Genomic DNA, 16,120 nt, shown 5'->3' with positions numbered 1-16,120 from the left:
CGCAGGCGGGTTTTGTTTGTGTAGCCACGGTTTCAACCGATGGGACTGAGGATAGTTAATTTCTTTCTGTGGGATCTAAGTCATTCATCTGTTTGTTATATTAAATAAACTTTAAGAGGTATTCAAAAATTGCTCTATGGAAGGCTATAAATTTATTAATTCGCTAAAAATCCAAAACCTTCTCTCCTATGGTTCATCAGGAGAAATCATTGATTTACAGCCCCTAAATGTCATCAGGGGCACAAATGGTGTAGGAAAATCAAATTTAATTGAAGTATTAGGCTTATTGCAAGGGATTCCAACCGATTTAACTAAGCCAATTCGTGAGGGTGGCGGAGTCAATGAATGGCTATGGAAAGGAACTCAAGAAACTCCCATTGCCAAAATTGAAGCTATCATTAATTATCCAGAAGGTCGGGGTCGGATACCGATGCCTCTACGCTATCGTATTGATTTTACAACGGTTGCCCAACGCTTAGAAATTATTGATGAAGCTATCGAAAATGAACATCCTAATAATGATTATGAACAAGATGTTTTCTTTTTCTATCGCTATCAACAGGGTCATCCCGTACTCAATGCAACAAGAATAACAGAAAATGAACCCACTCGCCGTCAATTGAGACGAGAAGACTTAAAACCTGATCAATCAGTTTTATCACAACGAAAAGATCCAGATTTATACCCAGAATTAAGTTATTTAAGTAATCAATTTACTCAAATCCGACTTTATCGAGAGTGGAATTTAGGGCGTTATACTCCTCCTAGAATGCCGCAAAAATTGGATTTACCTGAAGATTTTTTACTCGAAGATTGTAGTAATTTAGGATTAATTCTTAATGATTTGCAGCACCGTATTGGAAGCAGAAAAATTGTTGAAAATTTACAAAAGTTTTATGAACCTGTAACGGATATTACTATAAAAATAGCGGGGGGAACAGTTCAGATTTTTTTACATGAAAGAGGACTTAATCAACCGATTCCAGCGACTCGTCTCTCTGATGGAACATTGCGCTATCTTTGCTTATTAATGATTCTTTTACATCCAACTCCTCCTCCTCTGATCTGTATTGAAGAACCCGAATTAGGATTGCATCCTGATATTTTACCTACCATTGCTCAATTATTAATTGAAGCTTCTAAAAGAACTCAATTAATTGTTACCACTCACTCCGATGATTTGATATCCGCTTTAAGTGAAATTCCCGAATCTATTCTCGTCTGTGAACGAGATGAAAGAGGAAGTCGAATGAGACGATTAGAACCTGAAGCACTAGAAAAAATACAATCTGTTCACATACCTTATTTTCCTAGTTTAATTCCCTTTAATACAGATGCCTGGTAGAATAGTTAAGATTTGTATGCGTCCAATTTTAGGGGTGTGGAGTTGGAAAGACAGAGAATTTGGCAGAATTTTAGGTTTAGCCTAAAAAAAAGACTTGACAATTCTGTCTATTTATGCTAATTCACCCGAATTTTTTATCATTAAAAAACTAATATAAACCAATGGTGCAAAGGCGATCGCAAACGTTTTTCCAACAGATTATCCTTGGAACTCTTGCCAGTACAATCTTACAATTATCAATTCCCCTAACTTCCTTAAGCCAAATAAATGCCCGATTAGGGGTAATTCGTGATTCAGGACAAACCACAGAATGGAATAGCATTGAACAACGCTTAAAAGCCAGTAGAATACCTTATCAAACCCTGGATTTAAACAATATCAAAAGCCTCGCCGATCTTCAGGGAATTCGAGTTTTATTTCTGCCTAATATAACTATTATTAAAACCGAACAAGCCAAAATCCTGCAAGAGTGGGCAAAACAAGGCGGACAGGTGATTGCGAGCGGCCCCATCGGAGAAAAATCTACCCCTTTAGTTCGTCAATTGTTGCGATCAATTTTAGGTTCCTATTGGGCTTTTCCTCTCACAGTTCCCGCTAAACCCCAAATCGCTAAAAATCGCTGTCGAACTCAAGATCCCCTCTGCGCTTCCCTAACAACTTGGGGGCCAATTCAAGCCAATGCTAACGCCGTTGAAGGGGGGGTTTTAATTCCCACTACCTTAGAAAGTTATACCGCCGGAATTTGGGAAGCTAGTGGTAGTTCTCCCGCCGTTATTACTACTCAAAAAGCCACCTATTTAGGCTGGCGCTGGGGAAATCAATCTTCGGCGGAGGTTGATATTGCTTGGTTACAGGCGGCGGTCAGTCGTCATGGTTTAGCCGCAAACCCGACAACTCCCGTCGCTACTGCGACCGTTGTTCCCCCAACAGCCCCCCGTCCGGCTCCCACAGTCCCGACAGCAGCCAGCCGTCCGGCTCCTCTACCACCCCCAACAGCCACCCGTCCGACTCCTACGGCCCCGACAGCAGTACCTCGTCCGGCGACCGTAATGCCCCTAACAGCCACCCGTCCGGCCCCTGCACCCCTCCCCCAACCCAGGACACCAGGGGTACAGCCAAGGGCTACTATCCCCTCTCCACGTCCGGTTACACCTGTGATAGTACCGCAGATTCCGGTTTCCCCCCCGCGTTCAACTACGCCCCCCGCCCCCAGCCTAACGGCAACTCGGACATTACCCAATACTCCGGCGGTTCCGAGTGGTTTTATTGACCCTTCCGAACAAATTGCCCCGGCGGGTTTAGAAGTGCAGCCCGGAAATCAACCTATTGAGGAATTAACTGCCATTGCAATGCGTCAGGAATTAGTAGATTTATTAGGACGTTTTGAAAATGCTTTAATTGCCTCAAATTCCGGTAATATTCCAATTAATTTACAGGTTGCTTCCACTCAATTAACAGCAGGAACAGGAGGAAATTTAGCCAGCGCTAATTTTAAACAATCCGATCAAATTATTACTAAAGCTAGAGAAGTAATTAAGAATTTTCCCGAATTAGTCGCACAGCAAAATTGGTCAGAAGCTCGCCAGCAATGGTTAGAAATTCGTCAACAATTATGGCAACATTATCCCACGGAAGGAGAACGATTAGGGGCGGAAATTCGGGCAGTTTGGTTAGACCGAGGAACTATTGTTAAAGCCAGAAATGAAGCGGGACTGTCGCAGGTTTTTGATCGGTTAGCTTCGGCGGGAATTAATACGGTTTATTTTGAAACAATTAATGCAGGTTATCCAATTTATCCCAGTCGAGTCGCGCCCGCGCAAAATCCTTTAATACAGGGTTGGAACCCATTAGAATCGGCGGTAAAATTAGCCCATGAACGGGGGATAGAATTACACGCTTGGATCTGGGTTTTTGCGGTGGGAAATGACCGTCATAATGAACTGTTAGGACAACCCAGTAGTTTTTTAAGTCCGGTAATTCAAGCCCATCCTGATTGGATCAATATTAATAATTATGGAGAGTTAAGAAATACCCGCGATCGCAAAGTTTATCTTGATCCCGCCAACCGGGAAGCTAGGGCGTATTTAATGCGTTTAATTAATGAAATTACTGCCTATAATGTCGATGGGTTGCAATTAGATTATATTCGCTATCCGTTCCAAGATCCAAGCGGAAGTTACACCTATGGATATGGGAAAGCGGGACGGGAACAATTTCAACAATTAACAGGAGTTGATCCGGTTAATATTACTCCCAAAAACAATCAATTATGGAATCAATGGACGCAATTTAAAACCGAACAAATAACCTCCTTTGTTGCAGAAGTTTCGCGATTTTTGAAGCAACAAAAACCTAATGTAATTTTATCAGTGGCGGTGTTTTCTAATCCTGAACAGGAAAGGATTATGAAAATTCAACAACAATGGGAAGTTTGGGCGAAAAACGGTTATGTGGATTTAATTGTTCCGATGACCTATGCAATGGATACCAACCGTTTACAACGAATTACTCAGCCCTTAACCCAGGAACAACGGTTAGGGTCGGCGTTAATTAGTCCATCAATTAAGTTACTAAATCTACCTGAAATTGTGGCGATTGATCAATTACAATCCTTACGGGATTTACCAACAGGAGGATATTCAATTTTTGCTGCTGAAAGTATTGGTAATAATCTCCAAAACTATTTGCATAGAACTCAAAATAATTCCTCGAAAACTCAACCTCCCATTCCCTATCGCCAGCCCTTTGCTGCGGCGCATGATCGCTATTTAGCCTTAAAAAGAGAATGGAGTTTTCTGTTAGGAAATGAACAACTTTGGATACGAGATGAGGAATTAAAATCTTTGAGTATTCAAGCGGAGGAGTTAGCACAAACCCTAAAACAGTTAGAGGATAATCCTTCTACTCAAACTTTAGGAATTGCTCAAGAAAAGTTAGCAACTTTCCAAAAACAATTCCAAATTTCTATGCGTTTACAAGCCTTAGAACGTCCCTATCAAGTATCGAGTTGGGCAAATCGTTTGGCGAGTATTAATATGTTATTACGCTATGGAGAAAGAAGGGTAAAAAATTAATCAAAAGATAGTTTGTTGTTGTGCTTTAGCACTCTCAGCACTTAGGGGCTGAAGCCCAACAACGTTATACTTAATAATTAATAGGGCTATTGTAAAGTTGAGGTGACAACATGACACAAACCCCTGTAAAGTTAACGTTTGAGGAGTATCTAACCTACGATGACGGAACAGATAATCGTTATGAACTTGAAGATGGGGTGTTAATTCCGATGACACCTGCGAGTCCCATTCATTCTGATATTATCGGGTTTTTGTTTATCTGTTTTTATCAAGAAATTCAAAGACAGAATTTAGACTTAAAAGTTAAACAGGGAGATGTGGGGATACGAACTAGATTTAGTCGCTCCCGACAACCGGATATTGCTATTATTCAAGCAGAAGATTGGCGACGGTTACGACAGTTTAAAAAATCAGCAATTCTGGAGGTTCCGGCTTTATTAGTGGTAGAAGTTGTGAGTCCAGGGGAAGATAACGAAAACCGAGATTATGTTAAAAAGATGACTGAATATGAGGAATTTGGGATTGCTGAATATTGGATTATTGATCCTTTAATAGAACAAGTTATGATCAATTTTCTGATGAATGGAAGTTACCAGAATACTATTTTTACAGGTGAACAAAGGATGATTTCTCAACTATTTCCCGACCTCAATTTGACAGTGGAGCAAATTTTTATGGCAGAATAAATAAAAAAATCAACGATCTAACTTATTAGGAATACCTTCGCACCCTCCGGGGATAGTTTTTCGAGATTTAGAACCGCACCATGCACAACAATAATAACGATTTTCTTCTGATAAATTATCAACGCCAGTAAAGTCAGTATTTTCCAGCACAGCACCCGTATATTCTCCGGTTTCAAAATTAGGAATTAATGTGCGACTGCGAGGGGAAGCTGTTTCTACAGGGCCATAAAATAGTTTAATAGAACGTAAATTTGTCCGGGATAAATCGGCTTCATAAAGAATAGAACGGGCTAAATTAGCGCGGACTAAATTACATCCAGTTAAATTAGCTTTGACTAAATTAGTATCCGTTAAATCCGTCCGTCGCAGGTCAGTTTCAGATAAATCTGCTCCCGCTAACATCGCCCCCAAATCAATCACCCGCACCCCATGGGCGCGATCTTCGGCATAATTTCCATTACCATCTAACATCGGACGTCCTAGATGGCGATCGCGTTGTAAAGGAGTAATTAATCTAGCTTGAGATAAAAACCGGAGAATTTTGGCTTTTCCTTCCGCATCCACACTTTTAACAATCGCTGAGGTTCGTCCTTCTGCAATCACTCTTTCCTGCGGCCAATCTTCTAATAATCCCTGTTCTCCTAAAGCTAAATCAGAAACTCCTTGAAAATAAGCATCAATGGTTTGTTGTTGAGTAATTCGGTTTTGTTGAATAGTTAAATCCCGAGAAATAATATACTGTCTCCAAGCCACATAAACGGCAATAATAGCAATTAAAATTTGACCTAATGCTCCACCTAAATCCCCCAAAGCACCAATAGCATCCCAATTAATTGTAATATTACTAACTTCATTGGGAGTATTCGCATTACTAAAAATAACTAAGCCAATTAAAGAGCCTAAAATTCCAATACAAGCAATAATTAAATTGCGCCAAATCGGTGGAATTAATGTTTCCCAAGCTTTACCCCAATTCGACCAAACTAACCGCAAAGACAAGGCTAATGTGGCGAAAGCCCCGACATATCCTAATGCAATATTATCAATTCCTAACCCTAAAATCATCAATGCCATCGCCGATAGCACCACGACCGAACCCGATACCTGATTCGGTCGATCGTTCAAAGTCGAGTTTTCAGTTTCGATTTCCCAAGAGTCCACGGAGGAGAGTTGGAGCGCCTGCGTTGGGGTTTCCGCTTCTGAAGGCTCAAAGGTGGGTTTAGGCGTCGCACCATTCAGGGTTTCGGGGATATGCTCCAGTCCTTGAGATGGCGATGAATTTGGTTCTATGGTCATCAGTTAACCTCTGTTGTATTCAGCCTGAGAATTATTTTAATTAAAATTATCCTAATTTTAGCTGAATCTAGTTTAACATTAGTTTAGGGTTCCCAAACATGAGTTTTTTAGATACAATATCCACTAAGAGTGCATAGGTTCTACACTTTTAAATATACAGGTCTTAATAATATAGCAATTTTATCTATTTTACAAATTACCTGAGATGAGATTCTGGATTGAGGGAGAGGGGACTTGAATGATTATTGATCTAAAAAAAGATATTTGTAGGAGTGATCCATTGATGTCTGAACAACTGAAATTATTTTTTAAACTTTTTAATGCCCGTCTTTCTCGAAACATTGCAATCTGGGTATTTTTGAGTTTAGTTTTTATCGAGGTTTTAATTTTAATTCCTTCAGTATATCAATATCAGCAACAACTTTTAAGACAATTTCCGGCAATATCTTCTAATAAAATTGCTTGGATAATTGAAACCTATCCCTATAGTTCTAATTCTGAACTCTTAAAACAATTGAGTCATTTACATCATTTGAATCCCGATATTTTAGGAGGAGCCGTTTACCGAACTACAGGGGAATTAATTGGTCAATTTGGTGAGCCTCCTGTTTTAACATTTTCACAAGCAATACAGGGGAAAACATTATATTTGCGTCAACAAAATGGCGATCGCTATGATGTTAGTTGTAATGTTAATCCTATGAACAATAAATATGTAATTATTATTCGTCATGATGCTTCTGATGTTCAGACAGAAACCTATGCTTATATTTTAAGAATTGCAGGTTTAGTTTTAATAATTGCTTTTTTTGTGACTTCATCCACATTATTTGTTTTGGGAAAAAATGTTATTCTTCCGATTTTAAAACTGCGTTTAGATTTAATTGAAGCTGGGAAAGCAATTGTTGACAACAAACCTGTACCCAGATTTTATTCAAATTCGATCCAAAGAAATGATGAACTAGGGGATGTAATTGCTACGTTTCAAACTATGTTTGAAAAAATTTATCAAGCCACCTTAGAAAGAAATCAAGCCGAAGCAGATTTGCGATTAGAAAAAGATAAATCCGAAAAATTATTACTGAATATTTTACCCTTAGCGATCGCTGAAAAACTTAAAAAAAATCAGGGGTGTATTGCCGATCGCTTTGAAGAAACCACAATTTTATTTGCCGATTTGACCGATTTTACAGGCATATCCTCTCGCAGTTCTCCTACACAAATTGTTACTATTTTGAATGAAATTTTTTCTGAATTTGATCGTCTAGCAGATAAATATGAATTAGAAAAAATTAAAACCATTGGGGATGCTTATATGGTCGTTGGCGGTATCCCTATTCCTAAACCCAATCATGCCCAAGCGATCGCAGAAATGGCCCTAGAAATGCAACAAATTATTCAAAAATTTCGCTCTCATGATAATCAATTATTAAATCTTAGAATTGGCATTAATACAGGGCCAGTAGTTGCCGGAGTGATCGGACTCAAAAAATTCAGTTATGATTTATGGGGGGATGCTGTTAATATTGCCTCGCGCATGGAATCTCAAGGTATACCCGGACAAATTCAAGTCAGTCACACCACCTATCAAAAAATTAAAGATAGTTACTTACTCGAAGAAAGAGGTATAATTTTAGTCAAAGGTAAAGGCGAAATGCGAACCTATTGGTTAACAGGGAAACAATAAACCCTAGTTGTTGGGATGAGTGCCCCTACCCACCATCATAGTTATCGCAACGACAAACCCTATTCTTATTGTTACTTTATTTATGACCTTTATTTCAGTTACCTACGGAATATTTTTATTGCTTTTATTAGGGTTATATTGGATTATTCCTGGGAAATCTTGGCGACTTTTTATCCTATTAATCTCAAGTTTACTTTTCTATTCTACCTTACAAATTCAATATATCCCCTTACTCCTACTTTGGACAATCTTTAACTTTGGTTTAGCCTTAACAATTGTCGAACCTCAAGAATGGGAAATCCCCCATATTTCTTGGAATCGTCGTCGCACTTTTTTACTCATATTAGGAATTGTAATTAATATCTTAATTCTAGTTGGATTCAAATATTTACCTTTTATTTTCAATACTCTAGGAACACTCTGGAATATTCCTATTATTATTAATACCGGAAGTTGGATCGATCAATATGTTATTGCCCCATTAGGATTAAGTTTTTTCTGCTTTGAATTAATCGCCTATTTAGTCGATGTTTATCGAGGCGCACCCGCAGCAACTTCTCTACTAGAATTTACCGCCTATAAATTATTTTTTGCCAAACTAATATCAGGGCCAATTACTCGTTATCATCACTTAAATAATCAGTTTAAAACCCTAAAATTCCCCATCCCCGAACAAATTGCAGATGGACTTTGGTTACTGGCTAGGGGGGCAATGAAAAAAGGGCTTTTAGCCGATAATATTGGGATTTTAGTAGATTTAAGTTTCAGTAATTTACAACGGGCTGGAAGTGGGGATTTATGGTTAGCAATTTTCGCCTATGGTTTACAATTATACCTTGATTTTAGCGGTTATGTAGACCTGGCAAGAGGCACAGCATTACTGTTAGGATTAACTTTACCGATTAACTTTGATTCCCCCTATTTTAGCACCAGTATCGGAGATTTTTGGCGCCGTTGGCACATCACATTAGGGGATTGGTTACGCAATTATTTATATTTTCCTTTGGGGGGTTCTCGGGTGGGATTATTCCGCACCTGTTTGAATTTAATTCTAGTTATGTTAATCGCAGGAATTTGGCACGGTGCCGCCTGGGGATTTATTATTTGGGGGGGATTACATGGGTTAGCATTAGTAGTTAATCGTCTCACCGAAGCACTATCTAAGCAATTATCAATTACTTGGATTTGGAATAGTTTACCCGGAATTTTAATCGCTTGGTTAATCACTCAATTAATGGTATTTACGACTTGGATTTTTTTCCGACTCCCTAATTTACAAGATTCTTGGTTAGTCATCAATCGGTTATGGGGTCATACCGCCGATGTCCAGTTTGCCCATAAAGTTTATGTTGAAGCCTTGGGTTTAGAAAGACACCATCTAGTGATTTTATTATCCTCTGTTTTTGGATTAATGGCAATTGCAACTCTATTAAATCGAGGGTTAAAATTAGAATTAAATTGGACAGTAAAATTAGCTTTAGTTCCCTTGAGTTTCTTCACCGTTTGGTTATTAGCACCCGCAGGGGGTTTACCCTATATTTATTTTGATTTTTAGTGGTGCGTTAGCAAAGCGCACCTATTTTTGCTTAAATTTGAGGTTGACTTAAGCGCTGATAAACCGTGGCTAAACCCTTAGCATCTCCAACATTTCCAGGGAATAAAACCACAGGTAAATTAGGATAAAGGGGATGATTAGATGATGTTTTAACCATTGAACATCCGGCTAATACTTGACCCAATAATCGGGCTGTTTTTAATGATAATCCTTTACTTAAAACATCATTAGAAGTAATTCCGCCTTTACTAATTAAAAATCCAATATCTGGCGGTAAACCTCTGACAATATCCATCAGTAAATCTGAAACTTTACTCCCAAAGTTTAATCGAATTTCTACCGTATCAAATTGTAATTCTTGACGACTGGTATAAATTACTGGGGTTTGACCTGCATTATGAATAGCATAAATTTGGTCTAAAATTTGCTGTAAAAGTTCCTTTCTTTGAGTCTCACTTTCTTCTAATAAATGGGAAACATCTACCTCAATTCCGACTATTCCAGGTGCTTGTAATAGTTGTTCTAATTGTTGGGTAGATTTCTTAACATGGGAACCCATAATCACCACACCCGGTTTACCATTTCGGGTATATTTTGCCATTTCTTCAGCCGGAATCGGTTGCTTTCCTAAAGCAGCTAAAGAGGTTAAAATACTCGCCGCACTGCGGAATAAAAAGCGTTTTCCCTGACTAGCTGCGGTAATAATATCCGAGGCAAATTGATCAAAATCTCCTTGATTTTCCCCATCAACCACCACACATTGATTCCCGGTTAAATCCATTAACCGAGGTAAAGTTCCTATCCGCATATCCGATAACAAAAATTGTTCTACTTTTTCCGAAGGAATCAAACCTTTAGTTTTTTCGGTGACATAATCGGGTAAATAACTATGTTGATAAGCGAAAACAGAATCCTTAGCAAATTCGGTTAAATGAACGGGAGTTTCTACGCCATCAATGATTAGATAATGAATACTATTGCGGGTAATTCTTCCGCCTTCAAAAAAAGCCGGAACTAGAAAATGGGCATCAAAGGGGCCAAGTTCATCCGCAATTACATCGGTTTCTACGGGATAGTGACCCCGGAGGGTAGAATCGGAACGACTGACCACCAGAAAGTCGGTGATGGACTCGGCGGCGAGGGCTAGTTTCAGATTTTGGGTGACTTCACGGGTGACGGCCGCGGCTTGGTCTGGGGTTAGAGCTCTGGTATTGGTCAGAATAAAGAAAATTGGAGATTGGTCAGCCAGTCCAATTCGCAGGGTATCGACATCCCACTGGGTGAGAAGTAAGCAACTATGGACGGTTTGAGAACCTGTGGGGTCATCATCGAGAACAATAATTTTAGGTCGCATTGGAGTTCCTATAAAAATTTGTTAAGACTATGTTAAAAAAAGCCTAGCACTTAATAGTAATTTTGTTAATCCTGAAGTTGTTTTAACAGTTGATGAACTTCGGAGGCTATTTCAAAGGCTTGATACAGGAGTCTTCCTTGTTCTGTTGTCGGTTTTTCAGTTTGTAATACGGTTAAGGAGGTGAAATTTAGATCAAAAAGTTCTGGATTTTTCTCGATAAATTTTTTATTTTTTTTTAAGATTCGTTCTATTCTTAATCCTCGGATTAATTCTATTCTAATTAATTTTAAAGCGTGAATAATAGCATCTTGATTATCTAATTTTGCTTGGGGATGTTCCGTTGCTTCGAGTTGATGATAAATGTTTAAGGCTTTAACAATACTATTATAATTATCTACTTGATTCAATAGTTTAACACACTGAGGACGATTTAAGGTTAGCCAAATTTTAATCATATCCTCAAGAACTAATAAAATGATCAGGATTAAGTAAATTATAATGAAAATTAAGGCAAGTTCTGGAAAAATTAAACTCCAAATCCAATAACTAATTAATAATAATCCAGCAATGACTAAGGTTTTTAATCCTTCCCCAATAATTTTTTTAGCTGTCCCTGGTCTATACAGCAAATTTTTGTTAATCCCACTCCAATGTTTCAGTTCTCCTGGGGTAATTTCTAATCCATCTAAATCAGTCATCAGTTATAGCAAGAGGCAATAGGGAATAGGCAATGGGCAATAGGTAAATACTTACTGTGAGCAGCTTTTAGCTTTCAAGAATGTCCTAATAGATGTGGCGACTGCTATATCAGTTATCAGTTAAAGTTTATAGACTCGTAGAGACGTGCCATGGCAAGTCTCTACTGAATAACTGTTTTTACTGCTTTTCAATTTTTTTTACAGCACCTGGCATAAGTTTTTGTACTGAATTATTAGTATTTATCGCTTTTTGATAGGCCCATTCTGGACAAGCAGGCAGGTTCTTTTTACTTTCACTATAAGTAAAATTAAGCTGAGTTAAATCATCAAATTCTTCTTTAATAGAGCGGGGTTCTAATCGACATTTGAGAATAAAAGAGTCATATTGATCTGCCATTTGTTCATAAATCCGAGAAGCATTCAAATGATTATTAGCCCTACCATTAGGATCTAAAAAAGTCAATAAGGGGGCAAGAATTGCCACTAAAACCGCAATCACTACAGATAATAATTGATACTCTCCCCCTAAACTATTAATAGCTTGCACACTAGCAATGGCAGCTAAAATTGTACTAGGAATCCCGATATAAAGATGGGCGGTTGACCAACGAATTGAAACATCAATATGAGCTTGACTCAACACCCGACAAACGGTTTTTCGCTCAACGGCACGATAAATGATATCTTCTTGAACAACATAAGGGAGAGGTTTGTTTGAACTATCCTCTGAACCAGTGGAGGAATTCATGGGTTGATCAATACTATTATCAGGGCTACTGGATGAAGTCATGTTTTTTTATAGCGAGGAATAGGGAATAGGTAATTACGAATTACGAATTACGAATTACGAATGGGTAATAGGTAATGGGTAATGGGTAATGGGTAAAAAAAGATTTCACCCTCTAGGTTTGAATATCCTTTGGGATGAGGGAAAGATTGGTTGACAAACAACGATTCTATCAAATTAAGTTCAATTCTTGATCCGGGATTGCCACCCGCACCCAAACTATAAATGTCGTTCCAGGCGAAGTATTATCAGTATAAGCCCTATCCTCTGATACCCAAGCCGGATGGACAGGAGAGAAGACTTGAATTTCTCCCTGCATCTGTTGTACAAAGGCTTTAGCGATCGCTAACCCCAAACCCGTCCCCGGAATTTCAGAATTAACCTGAACACCGCGATAGTGACGTTCAAACAGATGCTCCAAATCTTCTGGGGGAATTCCTGGGCCAGTATCACTAATACCAATACCCACTTGAGAGTTTAGGGTTTTTCCTCCGACTGGGGAAGGAGAAGCCAGTTGAACTCGAATATAGAGTTTTCCCCCAGCAGGAGTATATTTTAAGGCATTATCGAGAAGATTACTCAGAACTTCCCGCAGAGCTTTAGCATTCCCTTTTATGGGGGGCAGGTTTTCAGGTATGTCAACTTCAAGTTCCAATTGTCGTTCCTGGGCGATCGCCTCAGACGATACAATTAAAGGGGATAATACCTCCGACAATAATAGGGGTTCAAGTTGATCACAAGCAGGTAACAAGGGTAAGACTGAATTCGAGAATAGGGAAGTTTCGGCCGTGGACGTGGCAACTTCCACCGTTAGAGGCAAACTCAAGAAGCTTTGGGTCTGTTCTAAGGTTTGATCCGCCTGTGCTAATAATTCTTGAATCCGATCGCTCTCCCTTAAAATACTATTAGCAATAGGATAATTTTTATCTTCGGGTAATAGTCGCTTTAATAATAATTTACCAAAGGTACGAACAGCCGTTAAAGGGCTTTTAAGTTGATGGAATATATTATGCAGTGTATCGGCTTGCTGCCCTTGCAGTTGTTGTTGTCGGTCTATTTGTTGCTGGAACCATTGGGCGCGTTGATCTAAAATACAGCCAAGGGCTAAGGTATGGGCAATCGCTTGGAGTTGAGCATATTCCTCCGGGCTCCAGGGTCGGTCATTGCGTCCAGTCACCAAAAATCCCAAAACCACATCCTCTTGAATTAATGCTAAAACCTTTTGACTCCGTTGTTGCCAAGGAGCTTCTGCTTCCACTTCTGTTTCCGAAAAATCATCCATTTCCACCGCAGGCATTAAGACTTTTGTTTTCCCGGTGACTTCCGTGGTTAATAGCATGGGTGAAATAGGGGTTAAGGTTTCGGGCAGACCCATCAAACCCGGAATATCCAAATCATCCGGGGATGTTTCAGGATAGGTGGCAATGGGAATCAATTTTTTATGTTCTTCATCTACCCACGCCTCAGCTAAATAGACTACACTCAAGGAAGCGCCCAAACTCGCGGTTAACGACAGTTGGGTGCGGCACAGTTGGACAAATTCAGCACTGGCTGTGAGCATGGAATTCAACAGGTAATTGGTAATTGGTAATGGGTAATAAAAAGGGTTTACCTCCCCTGCTCCCCCTGCCTCCCCTGCCTCCCGATCCCCTACTCCTGATCCCCTTCTTTATCAATTTGTGTCAATCTATTAAAATAGCTTGATATTTTGAACTAGAACAGATATAATTCCCTCGGATTTTGTAGCTATATTTACAACCCGCCTGCTTAAAAAGGAGGTCAACAAGTTGGCTAGAAGACGTAAGCGTAAAAGCCGTCGCAGACAAGAAGGACGTAGGATTTTAGAATGTGTGCCTCAATATAGCATTTCAAGTGGCGAAGATAAACCCGTAACGGCCGCTCGTAAGTTTATCCATGCTGAAGGAATTATCCCTCCGGCTTTGCTTCTTGTAAAACGAAATGAGCATACCACGGATCGATACTTCTGGGCTGAAAAGGGTCTATTTGGAGCCCAGTACGTTGAGGAGAATCACTTTTTATTCCCCAGTTTAAAACAGCTTGTGGAGAAGGCCACATTGGTTTCCTCTGCTTCCCCAGCTAAGGGGGTTTGAAATCGAGATGTTGTCTGCAACATCCCATCTTCTTAGTGAAAGGGTTTTATCAGAAAAATGGGTTTAAAACCTCGTCCTTCTAGGACGACTTTCCTTGAACGCATTAATTAACAAATCGAACAAAAAGTTTAACTTAGTGAACGAGGTTAAACTTAAGTCGCGGGAGGGCATTCCGAGACTTAAAACGGACGTGGAGACCGTGTAAGACTACCGCCAAGGTAGCAACAGTCTGCGAAGCGTCAACCCCATTCAGCGACCATCCTGAAAAGGTGGCGTGGTGAGTAATCCCCTTCCGTTTACGGCGGGGTGGATGTCAAATCCAGAACTTTTCTTGAGCCGTGACACCTGATGAGAGCCATGATTAACATGAGCTTCACTCCTTAACTCTGATAAGGCAGGCGCGAGGGAAAAAAATTAGTCAGTTGATTCTGGGTGCTGGTTGGGATGAATTTCTCTTTATTCTTACTGGCAAGGTGGAATTACTCCCAACCCCAGTGCCACGAATCAAAATTGTTCTAATTTTGGCAATTATATCCTGAATAAAGATTCAAGACCGTTGGCATCCTTGTCGTGTTTGCGGTTTTGAACCTGATGGTAACTAAAATTATTCGCAGGGTTTTAGGTTAAGGGCTTGTTTGAGCGTCGCCAGTTCGTCTCGGTGGGCAGTTACGGTAATCAAACTTTGAGTTTTTTGGCCCTGATCAATGACGGCATCTAGCTTGAGATAGACCTGTTCTGGACGCCCGGAGCCTTTCCAATAGAACCAACCGGCCAGGGGCGAAAGCAACACCAGTCCCCAAAACAGTTTGCCTAGGTTGGGCATAGCCATAGATAGGACTAACCCCAAACATAACAGTCCCACGGCGGTTAATAGGGTGAGGAAGATAGCTAAAAACCAACTGGGACGGACTAACCCCTCAAAGGTGATTTGATTGGCTTCCCGATTTAACGCCGTAATCCGATAGGCTCGGGAGGCAAAATGCTGCTGGATTTGTGTGAGCAAGGAGTCTGCTTCCTGTTCGGCAATCAGTTTTTCCTGTTCTATCCGATCTTTAGTTGAAGCTCGAACAAAAAAGAATAAGCCAATAACCATTAACAGAGTCAACACAAAAGTAGAAGGGATTACGGGAGTCATAGGAAATGAAGTCAGTCTAGTTTTAAAGGTTATTCATTGATTTGTAGTTTACCTTGGCTAGAAGTGTATTCGTACCAAAGTCCGGCTAATTCTTGGGCTTGGGGTTGATGTTCCGGCAGAATTTGATACATCCGGCGAGGGCGTCCCCGACCTTCAACCTTTTGCCAGTATCCCGTAATTGTTCCTTGTTTTTCCAAAAACTTGAGGGCGCCGTAAAGAACCGTATCGGATAATCTATAGTTAGAATATTCCTGCTCCAGTTGTTCAATTAGTTCAGTTCCATAGGAGTCCCTTTGGAGAAATACAGATAAAATATAGCAAACCGCCAGTTCCTTATTAAGATAGATAGGCGGCGGTTCTTGGAAAAATTGATAGATTTGTTCAAAGGTCAT

13 protein-coding genes are annotated in these 16,120 nt (G+C 39.8%); 6 read left to right on the top strand and 7 right to left on the bottom strand.

Going from position 1 to position 16,120, the window contains the following annotated elements; genetic code table 11:
- Positions 1-136 precede the first annotated feature (136 nt).
- From AC559H_RS12130 to AC559H_RS12120, 3 genes are all read left to right on the top strand, one after another.
- Positions 137-1,345: an AAA family ATPase gene (locus tag AC559H_RS12130; protein WP_051319607.1), complete on the top strand. Its 1,209-nt coding sequence runs from the start codon at positions 137-139 to the stop codon at positions 1,343-1,345.
- A 161-nt stretch (positions 1,346-1,506) separates the two neighbouring features.
- On the top strand, positions 1,507-4,419 hold the full coding sequence (locus AC559H_RS12125) for a family 10 glycosylhydrolase (protein WP_026795699.1): 2,913 nt from the start codon (positions 1,507-1,509) through the stop codon (positions 4,417-4,419).
- A 110-nt stretch (positions 4,420-4,529) separates the two neighbouring features.
- The gene (locus AC559H_RS12120; protein WP_026795700.1) at positions 4,530-5,105 is read left to right on the top strand and encodes a Uma2 family endonuclease; all 576 of its coding nucleotides are present in this window, start codon (positions 4,530-4,532) and stop codon (positions 5,103-5,105) included.
- A gap of 9 nt (positions 5,106-5,114) precedes the next feature.
- Here the strand turns inward: AC559H_RS12120 and AC559H_RS12115 are convergent, their stop codons facing one another.
- Complete coding sequence (locus AC559H_RS12115; RefSeq protein WP_026795701.1) at positions 5,115-6,401, bottom strand: pentapeptide repeat-containing protein; 1,287 nt, start codon at positions 6,399-6,401, stop codon at positions 5,115-5,117.
- A gap of 283 nt (positions 6,402-6,684) precedes the next feature.
- On the opposite strand from AC559H_RS12115, the gene AC559H_RS12110 reads away from it, so the two are divergent.
- Both AC559H_RS12110 and AC559H_RS12105 read left to right on the top strand, forming a co-directional pair.
- On the top strand, positions 6,685-8,088 hold the full coding sequence (locus AC559H_RS12110) for an adenylate/guanylate cyclase domain-containing protein (RefSeq protein WP_026795702.1): 1,404 nt from the start codon (positions 6,685-6,687) through the stop codon (positions 8,086-8,088).
- Between the two features lie 82 nt (positions 8,089-8,170).
- On the top strand, positions 8,171-9,643 hold the full coding sequence (locus AC559H_RS12105) for an MBOAT family O-acyltransferase (RefSeq protein WP_026795703.1): 1,473 nt from the start codon (positions 8,171-8,173) through the stop codon (positions 9,641-9,643).
- A 31-nt stretch (positions 9,644-9,674) separates the two neighbouring features.
- On the opposite strand, the gene AC559H_RS12100 is transcribed toward AC559H_RS12105, so the two are convergent.
- From AC559H_RS12100 to AC559H_RS12085, 4 genes are all read right to left on the bottom strand, one after another.
- Positions 9,675-10,997, bottom strand: a complete 1,323-nt coding sequence (locus tag AC559H_RS12100) for a four-carbon acid sugar kinase family protein (RefSeq protein ID WP_026795704.1) — start codon at positions 10,995-10,997, stop codon at positions 9,675-9,677.
- Positions 10,998-11,062: 65 nt separating this feature from the next.
- Positions 11,063-11,695, bottom strand: coding sequence for a hypothetical protein (locus AC559H_RS12095; RefSeq protein ID WP_036832552.1), 633 nt, complete (start codon positions 11,693-11,695; stop codon positions 11,063-11,065).
- A gap of 178 nt (positions 11,696-11,873) precedes the next feature.
- A complete protein-coding gene (locus AC559H_RS12090) occupies positions 11,874-12,485 on the bottom strand; it encodes an SLATT domain-containing protein (protein WP_071782623.1) in 612 nt (203 codons plus the stop codon).
- A gap of 169 nt (positions 12,486-12,654) precedes the next feature.
- A complete protein-coding gene (locus tag AC559H_RS12085) occupies positions 12,655-14,043 on the bottom strand; it encodes a sensor histidine kinase (protein ID WP_036832549.1) in 1,389 nt (462 codons plus the stop codon).
- A 226-nt stretch (positions 14,044-14,269) separates the two neighbouring features.
- Between AC559H_RS12085 and AC559H_RS12080 the strand changes: the two genes are divergently transcribed.
- The gene (locus AC559H_RS12080; RefSeq protein WP_026785969.1) at positions 14,270-14,593 is read left to right on the top strand and encodes a DUF3155 domain-containing protein; all 324 of its coding nucleotides are present in this window, start codon (positions 14,270-14,272) and stop codon (positions 14,591-14,593) included.
- A 604-nt stretch (positions 14,594-15,197) separates the two neighbouring features.
- Here the strand turns inward: AC559H_RS12080 and AC559H_RS12075 are convergent.
- Together AC559H_RS12075 and AC559H_RS12070 are read right to left on the bottom strand one after the other, a co-directional pair.
- The gene (locus AC559H_RS12075; RefSeq protein WP_026785970.1) at positions 15,198-15,728 is read right to left on the bottom strand and encodes a cofactor assembly of complex C subunit B; all 531 of its coding nucleotides are present in this window, start codon (positions 15,726-15,728) and stop codon (positions 15,198-15,200) included.
- Positions 15,729-15,757: 29 nt separating this feature from the next.
- The gene (locus tag AC559H_RS12070) at positions 15,758-16,120 is read right to left on the bottom strand and encodes a PadR family transcriptional regulator (protein ID WP_026785971.1); all 363 of its coding nucleotides are present in this window, start codon (positions 16,118-16,120) and stop codon (positions 15,758-15,760) included.

Source organism: Planktothrix prolifica NIVA-CYA 540 (genome assembly GCF_963864145.1).
GTDB classification, from domain to species: Bacteria; Cyanobacteriota; Cyanobacteriia; order Cyanobacteriales; family Microcoleaceae; genus Planktothrix; species Planktothrix agardhii.
The sequence above is the reverse complement of the archived record's forward strand: the minus strand, read 5'-3'. Positions and strand labels throughout refer to the sequence as shown.

Coding starts and splice junctions, on each gene's coding strand:
- AC559H_RS12100 (WP_026795704.1), bottom strand. CDS start 10,997: ATGCGACCTAAAATTATTGTTCTCGATGATGACCCCACAGGTTCTCAA.
- AC559H_RS12090 (WP_071782623.1), bottom strand. CDS start 12,485: ATGACTTCATCCAGTAGCCCTGATAATAGTATTGATCAACCCATGAAT.
- AC559H_RS12110 (WP_026795702.1), top strand. CDS start 6,685: ATGTCTGAACAACTGAAATTATTTTTTAAACTTTTTAATGCCCGTCTT.
- AC559H_RS12120 (WP_026795700.1), top strand. CDS start 4,530: ATGACACAAACCCCTGTAAAGTTAACGTTTGAGGAGTATCTAACCTAC.
- AC559H_RS12075 (WP_026785970.1), bottom strand. CDS start 15,728: ATGACTCCCGTAATCCCTTCTACTTTTGTGTTGACTCTGTTAATGGTT.
- AC559H_RS12115 (WP_026795701.1), bottom strand. CDS start 6,401: ATGACCATAGAACCAAATTCATCGCCATCTCAAGGACTGGAGCATATC.
- AC559H_RS12070 (WP_026785971.1), bottom strand. CDS start 16,120: ATGACCTTTGAACAAATCTATCAATTTTTCCAAGAACCGCCGCCTATC.
- AC559H_RS12125 (WP_026795699.1), top strand. CDS start 1,507: ATGGTGCAAAGGCGATCGCAAACGTTTTTCCAACAGATTATCCTTGGA.
- AC559H_RS12130 (WP_051319607.1), top strand. CDS start 137: ATGGAAGGCTATAAATTTATTAATTCGCTAAAAATCCAAAACCTTCTC.
- AC559H_RS12085 (WP_036832549.1), bottom strand. CDS start 14,043: ATGCTCACAGCCAGTGCTGAATTTGTCCAACTGTGCCGCACCCAACTG.
- AC559H_RS12095 (WP_036832552.1), bottom strand. CDS start 11,695: ATGACTGATTTAGATGGATTAGAAATTACCCCAGGAGAACTGAAACAT.
- AC559H_RS12105 (WP_026795703.1), top strand. CDS start 8,171: ATGACCTTTATTTCAGTTACCTACGGAATATTTTTATTGCTTTTATTA.